The organism is Bartonella tribocorum, assembly GCF_002777915.1.
In the GTDB taxonomy this organism is placed as follows: domain Bacteria; phylum Pseudomonadota; class Alphaproteobacteria; order Rhizobiales; family Rhizobiaceae; genus Bartonella; species Bartonella tribocorum_A.
Map to the genome: position 1 here is coordinate 79,865 of NZ_NJGE01000006.1, position 20,633 is coordinate 100,497.

Consider the following 20,633-nt stretch of genomic DNA (forward strand, 5'->3'; position numbering starts at 1 on the left):
TCGACATGATCACCCCCTTCTCTCCACGCCTCAAAAGAGAAAAAAGACCTTATCAACCCCGCTTTAATTTAAAAATTATATTTTTATATCTATTGAACAGACAAGACAACGATCTTGTTCATATATTCAGCAATAGCTGCTAGAACAGTTTTTTTAAAGAGTTTAAAAGCTGGAAATGTTGAATTTGATAGTCATAATTCACCCACAACCCTGCACCCTCTTCATCTAAAAGAGATATCACTCGCATACTTTCAAAATACTCCTCACAGAATATAATGCAAAGCAGAAAAATGCGCTTCACAAAAAATATGAAGCTGTGCATTTTACGTATCATCCATCTTTGCTTAGCAGAAAAAGCCCCCAATCAAAAATCAAGATCCTCTTGCCTTTCTTAATATCAGCCCCCGTCAAACGACGGTGTTTTACGGTATATAGAACAACAATGCTGCTATTTAAAAAGACTGATGACGAATGCATCCCATATCTTGATAGCCAAAACAACACAAACAGATTTAGAGTTTCATTGACAAATTTTCCTCAAAGCATTCGAGCCCCTTATCAATGAGACAAAAAATTTAAAACAACGTGACCCTTTCATATTTGTCAAAATACATCGATTATTTTTAAAAAGATTTGTTAAAAATGATAACGCAATCCACCAGAAAAATGCACTCCAGAAAAACCTGCCTTGCTTAGTTTATGCTGATAGCTAAGATCACTGTAAAATGTAACTTTAGAAGAAAATTGTGCATTAATACCCAAACCTGTTTCTAAAGAAGAACCAAAAGCACCTAACTGGAAAACATCTTTTAGATGAATAAACTGTTTTTCACCAAAACGATGTGCAAGATGAATATTACCCTTTAAAGAAATAACACGATCCTTTTCAGATGCCGTAAATGTTTTACTTAAATACCCTCCAATACGCATCAACCACTGGTCTCCTTTTTTCATATCAACATCAACCCCATCGATATCACGAAACTTATCAAATTGAAGATGTTGATAAGTAAGCTGAATCTGCGGATCAAAAATAAGACCCTCATGTCCTGTCATAAACACTTTACCAGCAGACAACAAAATATTCAGAGGATTTGCTTTTAATGTCGCTGTCTTCCCCCAAACATGCGTAAGCACATCCCCTTTTAAAAAACCATAAGATAAAAGACCGTCTACATAAAAACCAGTATTGTGTTCCACACTACCGTATGCCGTAAATGACCATTTATTAAACGAACTCTTTTGACTTTGTTCCACATCACGAGGTTGTAAGGAAAGCTTTCCATAGGTTCCCATAATCCCAAAAGACATCGCACTATGTGCTCTCTCTATTGTTTTGAGTAAAATATCTGTTTCTATAGCGTTATAATCAACATGACCATCGTACCCATATTCAAGGGCAGAAAGATCTGAAACATACCGAGAACTCCCACCGTAACCATAAACAGATAAAGCAAAATTCCCTTCAACTTTTAATAATTTACGAGAAATAGACCGCATAGCTTGCAACTGCTTTTGTTGATTACTGATATTGATGATCCCCATATGAAACAAAGCATTTTGTAACAGAAGATAGGTCGGAACTTGTGGAACAACTTCCCTAATCTTTAACTCAGAATGAGGAATAACCGACATCCCTAAAGCAGGCTGAATATATTTACTTTCAAGGCGGAAATCCCAAAAATCTCCCTCTCCTTCAACCAATCTTTGAGAAGTCTTTGCTGGTCCAAGAGAAGAAGCTGGACCATAGCCATTAAGATAATATTGGTAAGGCAAGCCCTCTAATGCAATATAAGCACGATTTAACTGAAAAGAATCTTCTGCTGCTGTTCCAGAAACCTGAATAAGTGAAATACTATGAGCATTTTCACCCGTTTCTATCTCCCCCTGATTTCCTACAACAAATTGCACATAAACGGTCGTTTTTCCAGAAACATCACCCTGTATCAAAAGCCGATCAGTCTTTTTATGATCGAGCAAACCATCACTCTTGAGATATGTATTGAGATAAATATCCGCCCTATCTTGCGCACTATAAACTTCTTTTTCTCCCTTCCCAATATAAAGTGTCTGATACTCGTGAAACATTGGCGTTTCAAAAGCAATAGAACTATCAGAAAGTTTTATAAATGAAATAAACGAGCTTGTACGATTTGCAACGTGCGAATCTATCTCTCTTCTTCTTGTCAAAAACCACTTTGATCCTCTTGTCAAATAAAGCTCAGCAATAGAATCATCATCAACACGAGTCCCTCCGATCAATGAAGAAGAATCTGCCAAAATTGCTACACTCCCCCCTTTTTCAGCTGTTAATAATAAATCACCAGAAATTTTCGTGCCTTCTGTTACTCCAATATAACTCTGACTGTTATAACTATGAATAGCTGTTCCAGCTGGAACCTCAAAAACCGTTCTTTTCAAAAAAACAAGTCCCTGTCCGTATGTATTATTCTCTCCTCCCATTTCAAAATGCATACCATGTTTGTTACCTATTGCTTTAATGGTTGAATCTTCAATATTAACCCGCGAAATTAAAATATTTCCTTCCCAACCGTCCCCAGACTGTGTGTTCAAATCCTGTCCAACTGTTAAAACACGAACATCCGTAGAAACAATATTCGTATTTCTTAAATAAATAGCTCCCTGCTGTTTTACATTGAAAACTGTATGTGCAACTTTTTCATTTATATTTTCTCTCTCTTCTGTTTTTTGACGTTTTGAAGTAATAGTAACATTATCTAAAGTTGCACGCCCCCCCTTCCCCACATAAAGTGCAGCGGCATCATTCACATCAATAAATCCTCCTTTCATCTGAATATCCGCATCAGCACTAACGAAAAGAGCACTCTCTTGACCAGTACCCTGACCCTCCACTTTAATTTTTGTATTCGTTAACGTAACAGATGCTCCTACCTTCTCTGCATAAGCAGCGACCTGAGAAGCTTCAATTTTTCCACGATTGACCTCAATTATTCCACCATCAACTTTAAGACCTATTGACACATTTTTAAAAGCTGAATCACTCAAGACAATTTTTCCCCCTTGTGATACAATAGCCCCATAAAAGTTTTCTATACCTGCAGTACCTTCAACCTCTATACGCATTGCCTGAATAACTGTATTTGGCTTCTGTGCTCCTATAGCAGTAGGCACAGTGAGAAAACGCCCTTCCTCATTCTTTGGTTTAACAGATGCCGTGAACTTATATATTTTATCACTAATTGTATGCTTTGCACCATCATTGCATTCATAGGGTAATTTGTTTTCATCACATGATGGTGATCCAAATGAGCGAGAATGTGCCTCAATATTTATGTTTAACGAAAAAGAAAAAATAGCTGCTGTAAAAACACACGAATAAAAGCGATTATGAGATACCTTGATTATCATTGCTTTTCAAAACTTTCTTTTTTCAACAAAAACAAAAAATGCTGGCAAAATAATAAACTGCAAATTAAATACAATAAGAATAAAATAAAGAAATTATTTTATTATTTTTATGATAAATGAAAGCGTTTTCATAATATGTTTTGTGTTTTATGTAAAGAAAGAACAAAAAATTTAAAAATATCATTGATGATCTTTTTAAAGATTCACTCCCCAAAATGCTGAGAACTATAACATAAAGCACTAGAAAATGAGTCTCAAAAAAACACAAAGAAATGTAAATTCTGGAGAAATAAAATTCAATTTATCTCATTTATCCAAAATAAAAATAAAACAAAATGTTAATAATTTTTAAGGTTAAAATGCTCAAAATATGTTAATAAAAATATCATGCGATGAAATACAGTAAACTTATAACCGCATCATTTCTTCAACTGCAATAAAAACTGAAGAAATCTCTCCTTGAGAGATAAGCGAATGCAAACAATTTTTACATTAAAATTGCTGGTTACTTAGCACAAAATTAAATAAACACACGAAACTTCTCTTAATGCCCTATCATCAATGGTTTGAATGAAACAATGAAGTATTTTAGAGGATATCATCTCTAAACATGATCATAACATGAAAAGCTATTCACATCAAAGACACTTGCATAACCTTTTAAATTTTCAGATAAAAACTAAAATACAGTGAAACACTCACTATCCTAAAATTGAAAAGCATCAAAATAAAATTTTATCAAAATCAGCTTTATGAAAGCAATCTACTCGTTATCGTTAAAGTAGATATTTTAGCAAAGTTATTTTTGTCATTTTTATATTGAATAAATTTCTAAATATTCCCCGATATCATCACATCTGACAATAACATTATTGCACTCTCAGAGTTGATGAATATCACTCTAAAGGAGAGAAAAAAGCTGTATTTCTCTCCGTTTTTTCCATAATATTTTTCATTCAATTATTGCTTTAAAGACAAATATTTCACTTTTTCAAAACTTTTTTTATTTTTTGGCGTTTTTTATCATTCTCAAGACGTAACAGCAAATCTCGCTCCTGTTTTGTCGCATTGGTTACACCAAAAGTATCATTGTCCATAACCTGCTGATACCCCGCTACCATTAAATTAACTAAAAATGAATCACTTCGCGGCGCTAATGAAAAATAGATTCCCTTTGAATCTTGTAATTTGTACCGATAACCTGCTTTAGTCATGCATTCATAAACTGCTGCAAACTCACTTGCACGCGAATCCATATTTTCGGAAGAAGCGTAGATTGGTTTCCAGCCACATTTTAACAGTGCTTGTTCGACCACAGATTTATTAACACTGGGCTTTTCCCATAATGCCAAGGTCGATGGGGGAGGTTTGCTAATACATCCAGCAGAGCTTAATAAAATTATAGCACTCAATACTTTCAATATTCTTTTCATTTCCCCCCTCCTTTAATATTTACGATAGAAAGACTGATAAGTCCGCTAACATTTGCTCACATGCAAGATGACTTTCGTTAGCACGTAGACATTGGAAAAACAACCCTGCCCCCCCATGCAAAAACAAGAATGTAAGGATTTTTGACTACAGAAACCCCAACGCTTAAGGTTGACATTCAGGTTGTTCTTTGTGTTCTTCACAATGAGGACTATTCAAACGCCTCTCTACACTTCGCTGAGGAATAACAGCATCAGGCTGACAAATTGGAAGATTTTCATATTTCTCACACCACTTTACCCTGCCCAATTTATCTTGGAAACCTGCTTGTGTCATGCATGCATTCACAGACTCCTCTGCATTGAATTTCTCATCGGTACTTTTTTCTGCATCAAGACGGCCATCAAGATGTTGCATTCCGCATTCCAACAGTGCTTTTTTGACCTCAAGTTGATCCGCACCAGGCTTTTCCCATGCATCTACAGCTGTTCGAGGAGGCTGTTCTGGGTAACATCCACCCATAACCAATAGAGCTATCCCGCTTAATAATTTTAAAATCTGCTTCATTTTCCTATCCTTGAATAATTTTGATATCACGAAACAATCTACAAATTATTTTACATGCTGTTTTTCCATTTCCAAAACAACGATGGAATTATCAATCTTTATTATCTTTAATCTTTTTCTGAAATACCACTTAGTATCGTATCAAAAATATAGCAAAATTACTACTAAAATCATATTCTATAAACGTTATGCTTATAAAATTATTCTCAATATTTTGATTATAATTGAAACAGATATTTTTATAAATTGTTGCGCCTACATTTGTAAGCCCCATAAATAAATAGCGTTGGATGGTTGGTTGGGAAATAATCCCGCACGAATATGGGAACACATGAATGTGGCGATTGTACGTTCCACAAACAGCAAAACTTAAGGTTGTCATTTACGGCTATTTTTGTACTTTTTACAAAAAGGCTGTTTAAGCGCTTTTTGATATTTCTCCGTAGAACAACAGCGCTTGGTCGACAAATCGGAAGATTTTCGGCTTTATGCTTCTCACACCAAGCCCCCACTTTATCACGAAAACCAGCTTGAACCATACAAGCTTTTATGGTTGCTATTGCATTATAGCTAAGCTTTTTGCTTTCTGGATCGCGATCATAAGGTGTTTAGCATGCCACATTCTAATAAGGCTTTTCCTATCTCAGTAAAATCTGCTCCTAGCTTTTCCCACGTCACCACCTCTCCTAAAGAAGGTTTATTAAACTGATATCCAGTTATGATTAATAGCGTTACAGCACTTAATAATTTTAGAGTTTGTTTTATTTTTTACTCCATTGATTTACTTAAAGGAATTTGTTCTATATGAGATGTGCCGTAAAGCTTTTGGCATTTTGGACTCACATTTCCAAGACAAGTATGAACGCTGTTGAGATCTGTAAACATTCTTGATCATTCTTTCCAAGCGCACTTCCAGCAGGTATTGTCTCTTTCCACAACACTGTAATGACTACTAAAGGTTTTATCCTTGTTAAAGGAAATATTGGTTGCCGCTGCATCATCCTTTTTTCCAGCATAAAATCCAACAGAAACAAATTTCTGCCTGCTGAAAATTTATCCCGTACACTGAGGCTGGTAACGGTAAGATTACCACACCACCCATCTCTACATGGTTTCCAGAAACCACGCCCCTGCTAGTGTGTTGTTTTTCCCACTACCGCTATAAACAGTGCCAATGCCTACATTTGCAATCATATGAAAAGCAGTAATTGCAGATTCTTTTGTACGCCTAACTGCCTGTGGCCCCCAAAATGGAGGAAATCGTTGTGGTATGCAATTGAGATTTATTGGAAGATTGACTACTTTTGAACGATTTTTTTTGCTAATTATACTTCTCTTGCGTACTTTTGATAGTAGTATTGTATAATTTTGTGCTTAAATACAGTTGAAAAATGCATTTATACTCTTCCACTTGTGATAAAAATGAGCCCTGTACCGATCATTCCAATCTTTAGAGGATAAAAATCAAATACCCATTCTCCTGCAGACAACAGCTATTTCTTTTTAATTCAATCTTTATTTATTACGATCTCTTTTTGCTTTAAATTATAAAGTTTAAGGGCATAGAAACAAATAATAAGCCAAGCAATCCAACTAATACCGACAATTAAAACTGGTCGCGTCTCATCAAAGTACCATAAGAGAATAAAAATAAAAACCATAAATAAAATAGAAAAAATTGATCCTATCGGCCAAAATGGAATGGGAAAGCTTAAACCATTCTGTGCTTCTTTAGGCATCTTAATTCGCATAAAAATTTGCGAAAGTAGAATCATCATCCAAACAAAAACCGTTGCAAATGTTGCCATTGCTGCAATAAGAAAAAAAAGCTTTTCATGATAAAAATAATTAAGGACAGCACCAAGAAGAAAAATAACGAAGATCATCAAAATAACAAAAACTGGTATACCGTTTTTTGATAAATATTGAAACTTTTTTAAAGCATAACCTTCCTGTGATAAACCATGGATCATACGACAAGCACCATACATTCCACTATTCATTGCTGAAATAGCCGCTGTAACAACAACAATATTTAAAATATTTGCTGCATATGAAATCCCAAGATTTTCAAAAATTGATACAAAAGGGCTATTCATAAGACCAATCTCATTCCAAGGATAAAGAGACATTAAAATAGCTAACGTCATGACGTAAAAAAGCAAAATACGAACTGGAGTAGAATTAATTGCTTTTGAAATCGTTTGATGAGGATTTTGAACTTCCATGACTGCCATGCCAATGATTTCTATACCACCAAAAGCAAAAACAACAACACTAAAGCAAGCTAAAAAACCAAACCAACCATTGGGAAAAAGACCACCATTCTTCCATAAATTATGAACCGTAACAGTAGAAGAACTTACACTTCCACCCCACCCCCAAAAAATAATTGCTATTCCTAAAATAATCATCGCAATGATAGCGATAACTTTAATAGAAGATAGCCAAAACTCTAGCTCACCGTAAACTTCTACAGCAGCTAAATTAATACCTGTGATGATTAATGTAATACTTAGCGCCCATACCCAAGGAGCAACATCAGGATACCAAAACCCCATATAAGTCGCAAAAGCTGTAATATCAGCCAAACCAACAAGAATCATCTCAAAGACATATGTCCATCCCGTTAAAAAACCTGCTAATGGTGATATGTAATTTGCCGCATAACGCGCAAAAGAACCAGGCAATGGATTATGAAGTATCATCTCTCCTAAAGCCCGCATAACCATAAAAATAGCTAAACCAGCAATACAATAGGCAATCAAAACACTAGGACCCGCAAGCTTAATGGCCTGTGCAGAACCATAAAAAAGACCTGTTCCAATAGCAGAGCCAAGAGCTAAAAAAATAACTTGCCGCTTACTCATCCCTCGTTTCAATTCATTTATTGCCATTTCTTTCCTTACTTTTTGAAATGCTGACAAAATCCACAGCACGATAACAGCTTTATGATAAATAAAGCCTCGCGTTTCTTTCACAAATATATAAAAAAACCGAAGACCAGCCAGTCCAACACTTTGCTCTAAACAATGAAAAAACATTTTTATTACGAATTATTCAGCTTTTATAGCCTGCAACTTCGTATTATTTTATTTAAATAAAGTGATAATGAATTTTTTTATAATTGTCATTTAATTCATTCCGTATTCTCTAGTTTTTTACAGAGAAAATTAGCCTTAATGGAGTGTAAACTCTTAAGTTTCTATTTCAGCTCACCAAAATAGAAGCCTAAAAATTCATAACAGGCGCATTAACAATGCATATGATTAATTTTTTGTTACTCTAAGCAAATTCTCTTTGGGCCCATGAAACAAATTTTCTACGCAAATTGAATTGCTCAATCAGTGATAAAGCGAATCTCGCCAGTTTTCAAAAGTATGAGAAAGTGTATCTACAGCCCATTTTTTAAAGGCTCCAATTGCCCTAACAACAAGTTTTCCAATGAAAAAAAAATATACGGTAAAAATAGTATCTTTAACTGCTGATCCGATAATAGAGCTCTCTTTACCTCTGGAGTTTTGCCCTAAGATAGCAATAAAATTTTTGTTTTTCGTCGAAACAAGAGGCTCTTTCTCTTGCCCCCCTATCATAATGAAAACCTCCTCTGGAAAGCGGCCTCTCCTCAAATTTGCATGAACCTCAAGAATTTGTGAAAAACAAAAAAGAACTGTTGTTAAGACACATAATCTAGCACTTTTAAACATTTCTTTCTCCTTTTTTACTTAAAATACAAAAAATAAATTATAAAACTCATAAAATATTAACAAATAAGAAGAATATACAATAAAATTTTTATTTTTACTTTATACAATGCCTATAATAAAATTTATAATTATAAAAATATTATTACAGTATATAGTTTATAGATATTATTTAACTTAGATTAAAAATTTCTGATATAAATCATAAAGTATAGGTACTTTAATTTTATAATTTTTATAAAATTATGCCAATAAATTCAGACCATTATAAAACATCTAGTTGGCTACGAATAGAAAATATATACATAATCTATTAAATAATTCAAATATAGTATTGATCTTCTATATTTTTATACGAGAAAGTTTCAAAATTTAATATATGCCCTTCATCATTGGCCTTAAAAAAATATTATTGAAAAATTAATGAAGGAAAAATTGTTCTTGGTAAAACAGATAATAAATGCCCTTCACGTACAAGTATATGGACTTGATGAAGATCTGGAGCCAGATAGCGATCTTCCTTAAGAGAAGCAATATTTTTACGTAAACATTTCATAACAGACTGTAAGAGAGCACTTGTCTTTAAAGGTGCTCGATACTCAATTCCTTGCGCTGCAATAAGCGTTTCAATGCCAATAAGTGCAAAAAGGTTTTCACTCATTACTAATAACCGACGAGCACCATGGCAAGCCATGGAAACATGATCTTCTTGATTGGCTGAAGTTGGTGTTGAATCAACAGAAGCAGGATGAGCCATTTGCTTATTTTCAGACATTAAAGCTGCTGCTGTTACTTCAGCGATCATAAAACCTGAATTAAGACCTGCATTGTGCGCTAAAAAAGCTGGAAGACCATAAGAAACTGCTGGGTCAACCATAAGAGCAATACGTCGTTGAGAAATAGATCCTACTTCACACAAAGCAAGAGCAATCTGATCAGCAGCAAACGCTACAGGCTCAGCATGAAAATTCCCACCTGATACAACCTCACCATTTCTTAAAATCAACGGATTATCTGTAACAGCATTTGCTTCAATAATCAGTGTTTTTGCTGCTGCAAGCAAAAGATCAAAACATGCCCCCATAACCTGTGGCTGACAACGTATACAGTAAGGATCTTGTACACGCTCATCACCCCGTAAATGGGCTGCACGAATTTCTGAATCCTCGACAAGCTTTTCTAATGTTTTCGATACAGCAATCTGCCCATAATGGCCTCGCAAAACATGGATATCAGGATGGAATGGCGCCGTTGATCCCATGGTAGCATCTGTCGTTAAAGCTCCTGCCAACAATCCACCACACAATGCTCGATAAGCTCGAAAAAGACCGGCAAGTGCAAGTGCTGTTGATGTCTGTGTCCCATTAATAAGGGCTAAGCCTTCCTTTGCCTCTAAAATGATAGGGGATAATCCTGCTTTCTCTAAAGCAAGTGCTCCACTCATACGAATATTTTGAAAAAATGCTTCTCCTTCTCCCATCATAACAGCCGCCATATGAGCAAGTGGTGCAAGATCACCTGAAGCGCCAACAGATCCTTTTTCTGGAATGACAGGAATAACGCCCCTTTCAAGCATATTTTCCAGCAAATTTACCAACTCTAGACGAACCCCAGAGGCCCCTCTTCCCAAAGAGATAAGCTTTAAGCTCATCATCAAACGCACAATATTTTCAGCGAGAGGATCTCCTACCCCACAACAATGGGACAAAATAAGATTTCTCTGTAAAACAGTGACTTTGTCCGCATCAATTTTAATGGAAGCCAACTTCCCAAAACCAGTATTAACACCGTACACAGGCTCACTTCCAGCAACAATTTCAGCAATGCGCTGCGCTCCTTTCTCGATAGCTAAATGCGTATCCTTATGAAGCTTACTGATTTCACCATCAAAATAAATCGCTTCAAGTTCGCTAAGCGTTACCTCACCCGGTTTTAGTATAATCGTCATAATTTTCTTTCTTTATTCAATTAAAATACAATTCTTAACATTATTAATCCTACTATAAAACCTATAAAACAAAAAAAATCTGCGAAAATAATACAATCTTCTGTAAGAATAATTGATATAAATATTATTGATCTTTCACAAGATGACATCTATATTCTTGCTATTATTATCATATCAACAAGTCACTTAAGCCTGCTAAAAACGCAGAGATATGTCAGTTTATTGATAATAATAGCTGTTTATAAAATTCAAAATACTTTCCACCAAGAAGATAAACCCTATATGATACATAAAATATCTGTGGAGACATCTTTTATGTTAAATATACAAACTTCTTCAATGTTTAAAATATTAAAACAAATTTCAATCATTATTTTTTTGGCAGGATTAATACCATTTTTAAGTGGCTGCGGATTTAATACAATACCAACAAATGAAGAAAAAGCACACGCAGCATGGAGTGAAGTGCTCAATCAATACCAGCGCCGTACAGATCTCATCCCCAATCTCGTAGAAACCGTCAAGGCTTACGCCGCCCATGAACAAAGTGTTTTCACAAATGTAATTGAAGCACGAGCCAAAGCAACACAAGTCAACATTAATGCAGATATGTTGAATAATCCAGAAGTGATGCAGCAATATCTCAAAAATCAAGCAAATTTATCAAGTGCACTTTCGCGGCTTATGGCAGTTGTCGAAAACTATCCGGATCTTAAAGCAAACCAGAACTTTCTTGCTCTTCAATCACAACTAGAAGGAACTGAAAACCGTATCTCGGTTGCGCGCCGAGATTATATCGAAACAGTCCGTGCCTACAACACTGCACTCAAAACAATGCCGACAATGATTTGGGCAAAATTATGGTTTCGCGATGCTAAGCCTATGCCAACTTTTACCATTGATACGGATAGCCAACAAACACCAAAGGTTAATTTTAATTAATGAAACCATTTCAACATGCTATACAACGTCGTTTTTTTCTACGTTTATGGGTTCCTTTGAGCATTCTATACTTGATCATTGCATTGGGAAATGTCTCTTACGCACACACTAAGTTTCCTCCTTTAACCGGCTATATCAACGATATGGCTCATTTACTTGATCTTGCAACAAAGAGAAATTTAACGGAAAAGCTCGCTACACTCGAAGAGAAAACGGGAGACCAAATCGCTCTTGTAACACTCCCTACTCTTTCGGGCAATGATATAGAGACCTACAGCAATTCTCTTTTTCGCACATGGAAGCTAGGTCAAAAACAAATCAATAATGGCGTATTAATCGTCATTGCCCCCAATGAACGTGAAGCACGCATTGAGGTAGGCTATGGTTTGGAAGGAGAACTAACAGATGCCATTTCCTCTGTCATCATTAATAGCTTCATGATTCCTAATTTTCGTGAAGGAAATTATCAAAAAGGAATTGTCGAATCGGTTCATGCCATTATCAAAGTGATCACACAAAGTGATGCTGATTTTTCTTTTCGAATCAAACAAAAAGCTAAAACTGTTGAAGAGCAACGTAAACAAGCTGAAAAAGAAGAAATGATTATCAATACAATCATGTTTCTCATTCTCTTTATAGCAGTTGGGTTGCCCATTCTTGCTATGATTTTTGGTCAGAAAGTAGGTCCACGAAAATATCTTTGGATGGGTATTATCTTCACGCCTTGGTTTTTAAACTTAAACGCGAGCGGTAGAAACCCTGGTGGAATATTTGGTGGACATTCAGGAGGAGGAGGTTTCAGGGGTGGTGGTGGATCATCAGGTGGTGGCGGAGCAACAGGAAGATGGTAAAACGAGCATAACGCATTTTTAAAATAAAATTCATTGCAATTTTCATAAAGTGTCTCTTAAACTTTACACTTTTGTTATTTTTCTGATTACAGGACCAAAACTCAAACCTTAAGATAAGTATTGCCAATGACATTTGAATTAAAACATAGGGATCGTAATCACTTATCACATCATTTTAATGCGATTCTAGGAAATCCACCCGTTGAATGGAAAATAAGTGATCATTTGGTTGAGTATCCTGAAGCACTACGTTACATGCAGGAACGTGTAGAAAAAATTCTTGCAAAAACGGCCCATGAACAGGTTTGGCTTCTTGAACACCCTTCCCTTTATACAGCGGGGACGAGTGCAGATAAAAAGGATCTTTTAGCACCTCATTTATTCCCTGTTTATGAAGCAGGACGGGGGGGTGAATTTACATATCACGGTCCAGGACAGCGTATTGCTTATATTATGCTTGATCTTAAACGCCGAAAACAAGACATCCGTGCTTTCATTAGTGCGTTAGAAGAATGGATCATACAGATGCTTGCAAGCTTTAACATTAAAGGCGAACGTAGAGAAGATCGCGTTGGTGTCTGGGTTAAACAGTCTCATTACCCATCAAAACAAAATGATCTTTCTTCTGAAGATAAAATTGCGGCGATTGGCATTCGAGTACGCAAATGGATAAGTTTTCATGGCGTTTCTATCAATGTTAATCCTAATTTAGCCCATTATTCAGGAATTGTTCCTTGCGGAATTACAAACCACGGTGTAACAAGCTTTCTGGATCTAGGGTGCCCTGTAACAATGCATGATATTGATATTGCTCTCAAACACACTTTTGAACAAATTTTTGGTCCAACAATTGATGTTTCCTAACTGCATTGATTTTTAAATAAAAAACAGGCATAAAATTTATTTTAATAAATCTTTCATTTTATGAGGTAGATAGTTAAACGCTATGAGCGATAACCACAAGGATCTTTTTAGTATTTTAAATAAAGCCCAATCTCGGGTAAATACAAAAGAAAGCACTCTGCAATCTCTAACGAAATCAAAAGCAATGATTTCAAAAAAAAGTGCAAAAAATACGCAAGAAGACGACTATAATGCCCTCTCTATTCGCGTACTTGAAGGCTTAGAGCCTGTACGTTTACGCCCTGGAATGTATATTGGTGGAACAGACAGTAAAGCACTTCACCATTTATTTGCCGAAATTATTGATAATGCGATGGATGAAGCTGTTGCTGGTTATGCAGACTCCATTGAAGTGTCATTAGATAGGAACGGTTATATAACCGTTACAGATAATGGACGCGGTATTCCTGTCGAAAATCATCCTCAAATGCCTGACAAATCCACTCTTGAAGTTATTATGACGCAGCTCCACTCAGGAGGAAAATTTGATGGAAAAGCTTATCAAACTGCGGGCGGACTTCATGGAGTAGGAATTTCTGTCGTCAATGCTCTTTCTGATGATATGGAAGTTGAAGTTGCACGAGAACGAAAACTTTATCGCCAACGCTTCTCACGTGGTATTCCTCAATCTGGATTGGAAGATTTGGGAGATGTTTATAATCGTCGTGGTACACGTGTTCGTTTTCATCCTGACCGTGAAATTTTTGGTGAAAAAGCAGCTTTTGATCCAGAAAAAATCTATAAAATGGCGTGCTCCAAAGCCTATCTTTTTGGCGGTGTAAAAATTCGCTGGAGTTGCGATCCCGTCATACTTGAAGGCGTAAAAAATATTCCTGAAAAAGCTGTTTTTCATTTTCCCAATGGACTTAAAGACTATTTACTCGCGTCACTAAAAGATGAATATCGCGTAACGTCAGAAATTTTTTCTGGCAAAACACAACAAAATAATGGTCATGGCTGCGTTGAATGGGCCATCGCTTGGCATGGTGGTGACCCTTGTGTGCAATCTTACTGCAATACGATTCCTACAGGAGAAGGTGGAACACACGAAATAGGATTACGTCAAGCTCTTTTACGTGGCTTGAAGTCTTACGCTGAGTTAATAGGAAATAAGCGTGCAGCAATCATAACATCTGACGATATTATGATTTCAACAGCTGCAATACTTTCAGTCTTTATCAGTAATCCTGAATTTGTTGGACAAACAAAAGATCGTTTAGCAACCATTGAAGCACAGCGTATTGTTGAGAATGCAATCCGCGATCCTTTTGATCATTGGTTGGCAAATTCCCCCCAAGAAGCAACAAAACTTCTCGATTGGGTTATTGAACGTGCTGAAGAACGTGTGAGACGACGCCAAGATAGAGAAATAAGTCGAAAAACTGCTGTTCGTAAATTACGTCTACCCGGTAAACTGGCAGATTGTAGCCAAAACCATGCTGAGGGTGCTGAGTTATTCATTGTTGAAGGGGATTCTGCAGGGGGATCCGCTAAACAAGCGAGAAATAGAGCCAACCAAGCAATTTTACCTCTTCGTGGTAAAATCCTCAATGTCGCCAGTGCAGCCCATGAAAAAATGAACTCAAGCCAAACCATTAGCGATCTTATCCTTGCTCTTGGATGTGGGACACGTTCTAAATATCGTGAAAAAGATCTCAGATATGAACGGATTATCATCATGACAGATGCTGATGTTGATGGTGCTCATATTGCCTCACTGCTCATTACCTTCTTTTTTCAAGAAATGCCAGACCTTATTCATCAGGGACATTTATATCTTGCCGTCCCTCCCCTTTATAGAATATCGCAAGGAGGAAAAGTTGCTTATGCCCGCGATGACACCCATAAGGATGAATTGCTCAAAACTGAATTTACAGGAAAAGCTAAAATTGAAATCGGGCGTTTTAAAGGGTTGGGTGAGATGCGCGCAGAACAACTTAAAGAAACAACGATGCATCCTCAAAAACGTACATTGCTTCGCGTTTCTATTGATACCGTGGAAATGCAAGAAACGAAAAAGACTGTAGAAAATCTCATGGGAACAAAACCAGAAGCACGATTTCGTTTCATACAAGAAAATTCTACTTTTGCTTCTAATTTAGATATCTAATATAAAAAAGATCTCTTTTAAATCACTGCTGCAGCGTCAATCACGCGCAGTTGCGGATTGATCGTTCCATTCCAATAATTCAAACTAAGATGACCTGCTAAATGAATCATTTCACCAATATTTCTCGACAAAAAATCACCAAGCGCTGTTCCTACAGCACGAAAAGCTATTCCTTGCAGTTTCTTGCCTTCCACGTTAGATACAATGAGGCGAAGATGTCCTTTACCAACTTCAGATAAGCTCATTAATCGATGAGAGGGAAGAACAAAAACAGGTGTTGCATTCCCTGTTCCAAAAGGTCCTGCCTTTTCAAGTAACTCAAAGAGTGCTTGATTGACACCAGAAGCAGAAAGAGACCCCTCTATACGAAGAGACTTTTTTGCATGCAATTGTGAAACCATTACAGAAACTTTTTCTTCTAGCCATTTTCGAAAAATTTCAATTTTTGTTGATTGAATTGTAATTCCTGCTGCCATACCATGTCCCCCTCCTTTTTCTAATAAATTGAGTGTAACAGCTTCACGAACGAGAGCTCCTAAATCTATACCATGAATTGAGCGTCCTGATCCTACGCCATTTCCATCTTCTTTCAAAGCAATAGCAAAAACAGGACAAAAAAAACGCTCTTTAAGACGAGAAGCAAGAATACCAATAATCCCTGGATGCCATTCTTTATGAGAAATGACAAGTGACAATGGGGTTTCTTGATCTTGATAAAGAGAAGCAATATAAGATTCTGCCTGTGCTAATTGAATGTTCTCCATTTCTTGGCGTTCTTGGTTAAGCTGATCTAATTGTTCTGCTATTCTGCCCGCTTCATCTTTATTCTCACAGCTAAGCAAACGTGCTCCCAAAGCTTGGTCGCCAATACGCCCTCCTGCATTAATTCTAGGACCTAATAAAAAACCTAAATGAAAACTATTAAGTGGCTCGCCTATCCGTGCAACCTTTGTTAAAGCTGCTATCCCAGGATTATGCATAGAACGAGCTACTTGAAGCCCTTTTACCACAAAAGCACGGTTAACACCCTGTAATGGAACAACATCACATATGGTTGCCAAGGCAACAAGATCAAGCATACTGAGAAGATCAGGCAGCTTCCCTTCGAATTGTTTTTTCCGCAGCAAATGATGAACCCAAGCTAATGTAACAAACACAACACCTGCTGCACATAAATGCCCTTGTCCAGAAAAGTCATCAGGGCGATTAGGATTGACAAGAGCAACAGCTTCTTGATGAATCTCTGACATTTGATGATGATCTAAAATCACAACATCAGCACCTGCAAGCCTCGCTGCTTTTACAGCATCTGGACTGTTTGCGCCACAATCAACTGTGATAATTAAACGGGCACCTTCTTGCACAAGCATTCTCATTGCTTGTTCATTGGGCCCATAGCCTTCAACAATCCGATCAGGAATATAAATTTTAACTTCAATCCCAAAATAACGAAAAAAACGTGCTATGAGTGCTGATGCGCAAGCACCATCAACATCATAATCACCAAAAACAGCAACCTGTTCTTGATTGAGAAGAGCCTTAACAATGCGCTCTGCTGCGCATTGCATATCTCTAAAGCTTTCTGGATCAGGCATAAGCGTTCGCAATGTTGGATTAATAAAAGCAACAGCTTCAGTTTCATCCACACCTCTTGCTGAAAGGACGCGCGCTAACTGATCTGGAAAACCAAACTTTTGAGAAATAGCACGCGCATTATTTATCCCTTGAACATCAAGAGCATCTAACCAAGCTTGACCACAAGCAGAAGATTCAACATTGAGAAAATAACGAGACAGCTGCATTGCAGCTTATTTTATAATGAAGATCAATAAAACACAATCACGCGATAAAGATAAAATAGCCTTTTACAACATTCATTTTAGATTTAAATTGCTCATAAACTTATTTTAATGAGGTATCATAATACCTCTTACATAAGATACTGTTTTATAAAGTTTTTATTTTCTCTTGACGTAAATTAAAAGACATTATATCAGAGAGACCAATACACGTGAAATGTTTCGCTGTGCTAATGATTTTCAACGCAAACGTGAAAATGCCCTCACACTACAAGGGCTTTAATTAAAGGATACTTCTATGGCAACTTTTTCGCAAAAGCCAACTGAAGTGGTGAAAAAATGGGTTATTATTGACGCAGAAAACCTTGTTTTAGGCCGTCTTGCCACATTTGTTGCAAACCGCTTACGTGGCAAACATAAAGCTACATTTACGCCACATGTTGATGATGGTGACAACGTTATTGTTATCAATGCCGATAAAATAGCTCTTACCGGTAAAAAATATACAGATAAAAAATATTATTGGCATACCGGCTATATTGGTGGAATCAAAGAACGTACAGCGCGTCAGCTTCTTGAAGGACGTTTTCCTGAACGCGTTGTTGAAAAAGCTGTAGAACGCATGATTCCACGTGGTCCCCTTGGTCGCCGTCAATTGAAGAATCTCCGTGTTTATGCTGGAAGCCAACATCCACATGAAGCACAACAGCCCGAATCTCTTGACGTTGGTGCTTTAAACCGCAAAAACAAAAGGATTGCTTGATTATGGCTGAAATTAATTCTCTTTCTGAACTTAGCATGGCAACAAGTATTACAGAACCCCATGAAAATGTCGTTCCTGTCCACGTGCAAAAGCTTGATTCTCAAGGACGTGCCTATGCAACAGGAAAACGAAAAGATGCTGTTGCTCGCGTGTGGATTAAACCAGGATCTGGAAAAATTACCATTAACAACAAGGACTTTGATCAATATTTTGCCCGTCCTGTTCTGAGAATGATTCTTCGTCAACCAATTGTTGCAACAAATAGGGATACCCAATTTGATATTATTGCAACCGTTGCAGGTGGTGGTCTTTCTGGACAAGCTGGTGCAGTGCGCCATGGTATTTCCAAAGCTTTAACCTATTACGAACCAGAACTTCGCCCAATTTTGAAAAAAGGAGGATTTCTTACCCGTGATAGCCGTGTCGTTGAACGTAAAAAGTACGGTAAAGCAAAAGCGCGTCGTTCTTTCCAATTTTCAAAACGTTAATTTCAACTTTCGTGCAATGTACAGATTTTGTGCGATGTATAGAGCCCCGTTTTTATCGGGGCTTTTTTCCCCTGCTTAAAACAGACTTTTAGATGAATATCGGAAAAAATCTATATCGATTAGAAAAAACAAGAATGGGAAACAACTGTTTCTCTTAAAACAAAACCAAGAAAAATAGACCAAAAAAATTTAAAACTTCAGTATCAATTTTTAAAATCTGTTTTACTAACTTGTAATATATCCACGTGCTAAAGTACGAAAACATTTGCATGATAATTTTAGCAATCTTGTACGCTTTTCAGTGTCTTTTTCTATCATCACTTAACAAAGCTTCAATCCACAAAATGTTTTACCATTGTGATAAAATGGGGGACAGAAATAGGTTTTGACATATATTCTTCACATCCACTGGCACGAATTCGTTCCTCATCCCCCTTCATAGCAAAAGCTGTTACAGCAACAACAGGGATTGACCGAAGTTCTTCATCCTCTTTTAATTGTTTAATGACATCTATTCCAGAAACCTCTGGCAACTGGATATCCACAAGGATAAGAGATGGCATCGAAGAACGGGCCAAATCTAATGCCATAAGACCATTACGTGTTTCAACGGTTTCATAGCCACTCGCTTCTACAAGATCACGGAATAACTTCATATTAAGCTCATTATCTTCCACGATCATGACTTTTTTTGACATTCGTATAACTCCACCCTTCTCAGATAAAATAGAGAAATAGAAATAAATCCACATTCTCTTTATCTTAAGATAAAATGATAAAAAAAATTGTAAACCACAAAGAGATGAACAGCCTCTAATAAAAGTATTTTTTGCAAATCTTTGTAAGACGCATCACTGTGCTTTTTCGGTTCATCAGAATAAAATCCGCAATAACCATAAGAGTTATATTACCCTATATTTTTTGACCGGATAAGCACAGTTTATGGTTATCTCAATTAAAGCATATTTATTTTCATCATAGAAAAAATATCAACAAAAAACTTAGTTCAATTGCGTGTTTTGAAAAGAAAAAATTTAATTAACTAAAAAAAGCAGCTGATTATTTTAATTTCCCCCTATACTGTTATCCCCCCAACAATATCTTAATGATATAAAAGGATAAATTTACTAATATCATTAAAAGTAAAAATAAATAAACCGTGATTAAACATCACGGTTTATTAACATGAAAGATTCAAAAACAGAATAATTTACATTTCATCAAGGAAATAACTTTTAATTAAGAGTCCATGCACTATGAGCAAAAGCATCAAATATTCTTCCACCTGTCTCTCTGTTAGGACTCGGAGGCTTTCTAGTAAAGAAATATACAAGATATGCGACTAAACCAAAAATCGCTGCTTCCATCCCCATTAAAGCTGCAACCTTGTGAATATTTTTCTCAGTACCTTGTCCTCCAAATTGGCCGATAATCATATTAACAGCTTTAGTAACTCCATTTTCTTGTGTCATCGCAGAAATGAAACCAGCATCTTGAAATCTACCATTTAAAGAATCGGCATGAGCACCTAAAACCTGTGAAAAGAAAAGAGCTATTGCAACGACATATAATACACAATGCCTAAATATTTTCATCATAATCACCTATATAATATTTAATAAAATAAATTTTATTTATTGTCCCTCTAAACAAAAAACATCATACCATCTATCAATAATGTCTATTTATCTTCTGAAAAGAAGAATATAATACAAAATTCTATTAATAATTTTATTT

17 protein-coding genes and 1 pseudogene are annotated in these 20,633 nt (G+C 36.3%); 7 read left to right on the plus strand and 11 right to left on the minus strand.

The genetic code is table 11. From position 1 onward, the window contains the following. Nucleotides 1-636: 636 nt before the first annotated feature. The 8 genes and pseudogenes from CER18_RS03850 to hutH all read right to left on the minus strand — a co-directional run bounded on the left by CER18_RS03850 (nt 637) and on the right by hutH (nt 11,040). On the minus strand, nt 637-3,390 hold the full coding sequence (locus CER18_RS03850) for an autotransporter outer membrane beta-barrel domain-containing protein (protein ID WP_100128777.1): 2,754 nt from the start codon (nt 3,388-3,390) through the stop codon (nt 637-639). Between the two features lie 983 nt (nt 3,391-4,373). Further along, nucleotides 4,374-4,823 (minus strand): hypothetical protein, encoded by a 450-nt coding sequence (locus tag CER18_RS03855; RefSeq protein WP_100128778.1) that lies wholly within the window; start codon nt 4,821-4,823, stop codon nt 4,374-4,376. 163 nt (nt 4,824-4,986) lie between these two features. Continuing rightward, nucleotides 4,987-5,388 carry a hypothetical protein gene (locus tag CER18_RS03860; protein ID WP_100128779.1) on the minus strand — a complete coding sequence of 134 codons (402 nt, stop codon included), beginning with the start codon at nt 5,386-5,388 and terminating at the stop codon, nt 4,987-4,989. A gap of 401 nt (nt 5,389-5,789) precedes the next feature. Beyond that, nucleotides 5,790-6,153 (minus strand): annotated as a pseudogene (locus CER18_RS10420) (hypothetical protein); the annotation flags it as partial. 74 nt (nt 6,154-6,227) lie between these two features. Continuing rightward, complete coding sequence (locus CER18_RS10000; RefSeq protein WP_180299379.1) at nt 6,228-6,389, minus strand: hypothetical protein; 162 nt, start codon at nt 6,387-6,389, stop codon at nt 6,228-6,230. A 507-nt stretch (nt 6,390-6,896) separates the two neighbouring features. Further along, on the minus strand, nt 6,897-8,285 hold the full coding sequence (locus CER18_RS03875) for an amino acid permease (RefSeq protein WP_100128792.1): 1,389 nt from the start codon (nt 8,283-8,285) through the stop codon (nt 6,897-6,899). Between the two features lie 447 nt (nt 8,286-8,732). Continuing rightward, entirely contained in the window at nt 8,733-8,981 is a 249-nt protein-coding gene (locus CER18_RS03880; RefSeq protein WP_245410042.1) for a hypothetical protein, read from the minus strand. 520 nt (nt 8,982-9,501) lie between these two features. Next, nucleotides 9,502-11,040 carry a histidine ammonia-lyase gene (hutH, locus tag CER18_RS03885; RefSeq protein ID WP_100128781.1) on the minus strand — a complete coding sequence of 513 codons (1,539 nt, stop codon included), beginning with the start codon at nt 11,038-11,040 and terminating at the stop codon, nt 9,502-9,504. A gap of 315 nt (nt 11,041-11,355) precedes the next feature. On the opposite strand from hutH, the gene CER18_RS03890 reads away from it, so the two are divergent. The 4 genes from CER18_RS03890 (at nt 11,356) to parE (ending at nt 15,846) form a co-directional block, all read left to right on the plus strand. Then, entirely contained in the window at nt 11,356-11,982 is a 627-nt protein-coding gene (locus CER18_RS03890; RefSeq protein ID WP_100128782.1) for a LemA family protein, read from the plus strand. Next, entirely contained in the window at nt 11,982-12,833 is an 852-nt protein-coding gene (locus CER18_RS03895; protein WP_100128783.1) for a TPM domain-containing protein, read from the plus strand. The genes CER18_RS03890 and CER18_RS03895 overlap by 1 nt, the downstream gene beginning before the upstream one ends. Before the next feature lie 126 nt (nt 12,834-12,959). Then, entirely contained in the window at nt 12,960-13,697 is a 738-nt protein-coding gene (gene lipB, locus CER18_RS03900; protein WP_100128784.1) for a lipoyl(octanoyl) transferase LipB, read from the plus strand. Nucleotides 13,698-13,779: 82 nt separating this feature from the next. Further along, complete coding sequence (parE, locus tag CER18_RS03905) at nt 13,780-15,846, plus strand: DNA topoisomerase IV subunit B (protein WP_100128785.1); 2,067 nt, start codon at nt 13,780-13,782, stop codon at nt 15,844-15,846. A gap of 17 nt (nt 15,847-15,863) precedes the next feature. Here parE and recJ read toward each other — a convergent pair whose 3' ends face one another. Next, nucleotides 15,864-17,648 (minus strand): single-stranded-DNA-specific exonuclease RecJ, encoded by a 1,785-nt coding sequence (recJ, locus tag CER18_RS03910; RefSeq protein ID WP_100128786.1) that lies wholly within the window; start codon nt 17,646-17,648, stop codon nt 15,864-15,866. A gap of 295 nt (nt 17,649-17,943) precedes the next feature. Between recJ and rplM the strand changes: the two genes are divergently transcribed. The 3 genes from rplM to CER18_RS10780 all read left to right on the plus strand — a co-directional run bounded on the left by rplM (nt 17,944) and on the right by CER18_RS10780 (nt 19,148). Next, complete coding sequence (gene rplM / locus CER18_RS03915) at nt 17,944-18,408, plus strand: 50S ribosomal protein L13 (RefSeq protein WP_039760441.1); 465 nt, start codon at nt 17,944-17,946, stop codon at nt 18,406-18,408. A gap of 2 nt (nt 18,409-18,410) precedes the next feature. Beyond that, on the plus strand, nt 18,411-18,896 hold the full coding sequence (gene rpsI, locus CER18_RS03920) for a 30S ribosomal protein S9 (protein ID WP_100128787.1): 486 nt from the start codon (nt 18,411-18,413) through the stop codon (nt 18,894-18,896). 174 nt (nt 18,897-19,070) lie between these two features. Continuing rightward, on the plus strand, nt 19,071-19,148 hold the full coding sequence (locus tag CER18_RS10780) for a hypothetical protein (RefSeq protein ID WP_143242708.1): 78 nt from the start codon (nt 19,071-19,073) through the stop codon (nt 19,146-19,148). Between the two features lie 80 nt (nt 19,149-19,228). On the opposite strand, the gene CER18_RS03925 is transcribed toward CER18_RS10780, so the two are convergent. After that, nucleotides 19,229-19,594, minus strand: coding sequence for a response regulator (locus CER18_RS03925; protein ID WP_005773308.1), 366 nt, complete (start codon nt 19,592-19,594; stop codon nt 19,229-19,231). Between the two features lie 537 nt (nt 19,595-20,131). Further along, nucleotides 20,132-20,491 carry a hypothetical protein gene (locus CER18_RS03930; protein ID WP_100128793.1) on the minus strand — a complete coding sequence of 120 codons (360 nt, stop codon included), beginning with the start codon at nt 20,489-20,491 and terminating at the stop codon, nt 20,132-20,134. Nucleotides 20,492-20,633: the final 142 nt, after the last annotated feature.

What these genes read in the sequence shown, in the direction of transcription:
- CER18_RS03850 (WP_100128777.1), bottom strand. Translation starts at nt 3,390, where the DNA reads ATGATAATCAAGGTATCTCATAATCGCTTTTATTCGTGTGTTTTTACA.
- CER18_RS03855 (WP_100128778.1), bottom strand. Translation starts at nt 4,823, where the DNA reads ATGAAAAGAATATTGAAAGTATTGAGTGCTATAATTTTATTAAGCTCT.
- CER18_RS03860 (WP_100128779.1), bottom strand. Translation starts at nt 5,388, where the DNA reads ATGAAGCAGATTTTAAAATTATTAAGCGGGATAGCTCTATTGGTTATG.
- CER18_RS10000 (WP_180299379.1), bottom strand. Translation starts at nt 6,389, where the DNA reads ATGATGCAGCGGCAACCAATATTTCCTTTAACAAGGATAAAACCTTTA.
- CER18_RS03875 (WP_100128792.1), bottom strand. Translation starts at nt 8,285, where the DNA reads ATGGCAATAAATGAATTGAAACGAGGGATGAGTAAGCGGCAAGTTATT.
- CER18_RS03880 (WP_245410042.1), bottom strand. Translation starts at nt 8,981, where the DNA reads ATGATAGGGGGGCAAGAGAAAGAGCCTCTTGTTTCGACGAAAAACAAA.
- hutH (WP_100128781.1), bottom strand. Translation starts at nt 11,040, where the DNA reads ATGACGATTATACTAAAACCGGGTGAGGTAACGCTTAGCGAACTTGAA.
- CER18_RS03890 (WP_100128782.1), top strand. Translation starts at nt 11,356, where the DNA reads ATGTTAAATATACAAACTTCTTCAATGTTTAAAATATTAAAACAAATT.
- CER18_RS03895 (WP_100128783.1), top strand. Translation starts at nt 11,982, where the DNA reads ATGAAACCATTTCAACATGCTATACAACGTCGTTTTTTTCTACGTTTA.
- lipB (WP_100128784.1), top strand. Translation starts at nt 12,960, where the DNA reads ATGACATTTGAATTAAAACATAGGGATCGTAATCACTTATCACATCAT.
- parE (WP_100128785.1), top strand. Translation starts at nt 13,780, where the DNA reads ATGAGCGATAACCACAAGGATCTTTTTAGTATTTTAAATAAAGCCCAA.
- recJ (WP_100128786.1), bottom strand. Translation starts at nt 17,648, where the DNA reads ATGCAGCTGTCTCGTTATTTTCTCAATGTTGAATCTTCTGCTTGTGGT.
- rplM (WP_039760441.1), top strand. Translation starts at nt 17,944, where the DNA reads ATGGCAACTTTTTCGCAAAAGCCAACTGAAGTGGTGAAAAAATGGGTT.
- rpsI (WP_100128787.1), top strand. Translation starts at nt 18,411, where the DNA reads ATGGCTGAAATTAATTCTCTTTCTGAACTTAGCATGGCAACAAGTATT.
- CER18_RS03925 (WP_005773308.1), bottom strand. Translation starts at nt 19,594, where the DNA reads ATGTCAAAAAAAGTCATGATCGTGGAAGATAATGAGCTTAATATGAAG.
- CER18_RS03930 (WP_100128793.1), bottom strand. Translation starts at nt 20,491, where the DNA reads ATGAAAATATTTAGGCATTGTGTATTATATGTCGTTGCAATAGCTCTT.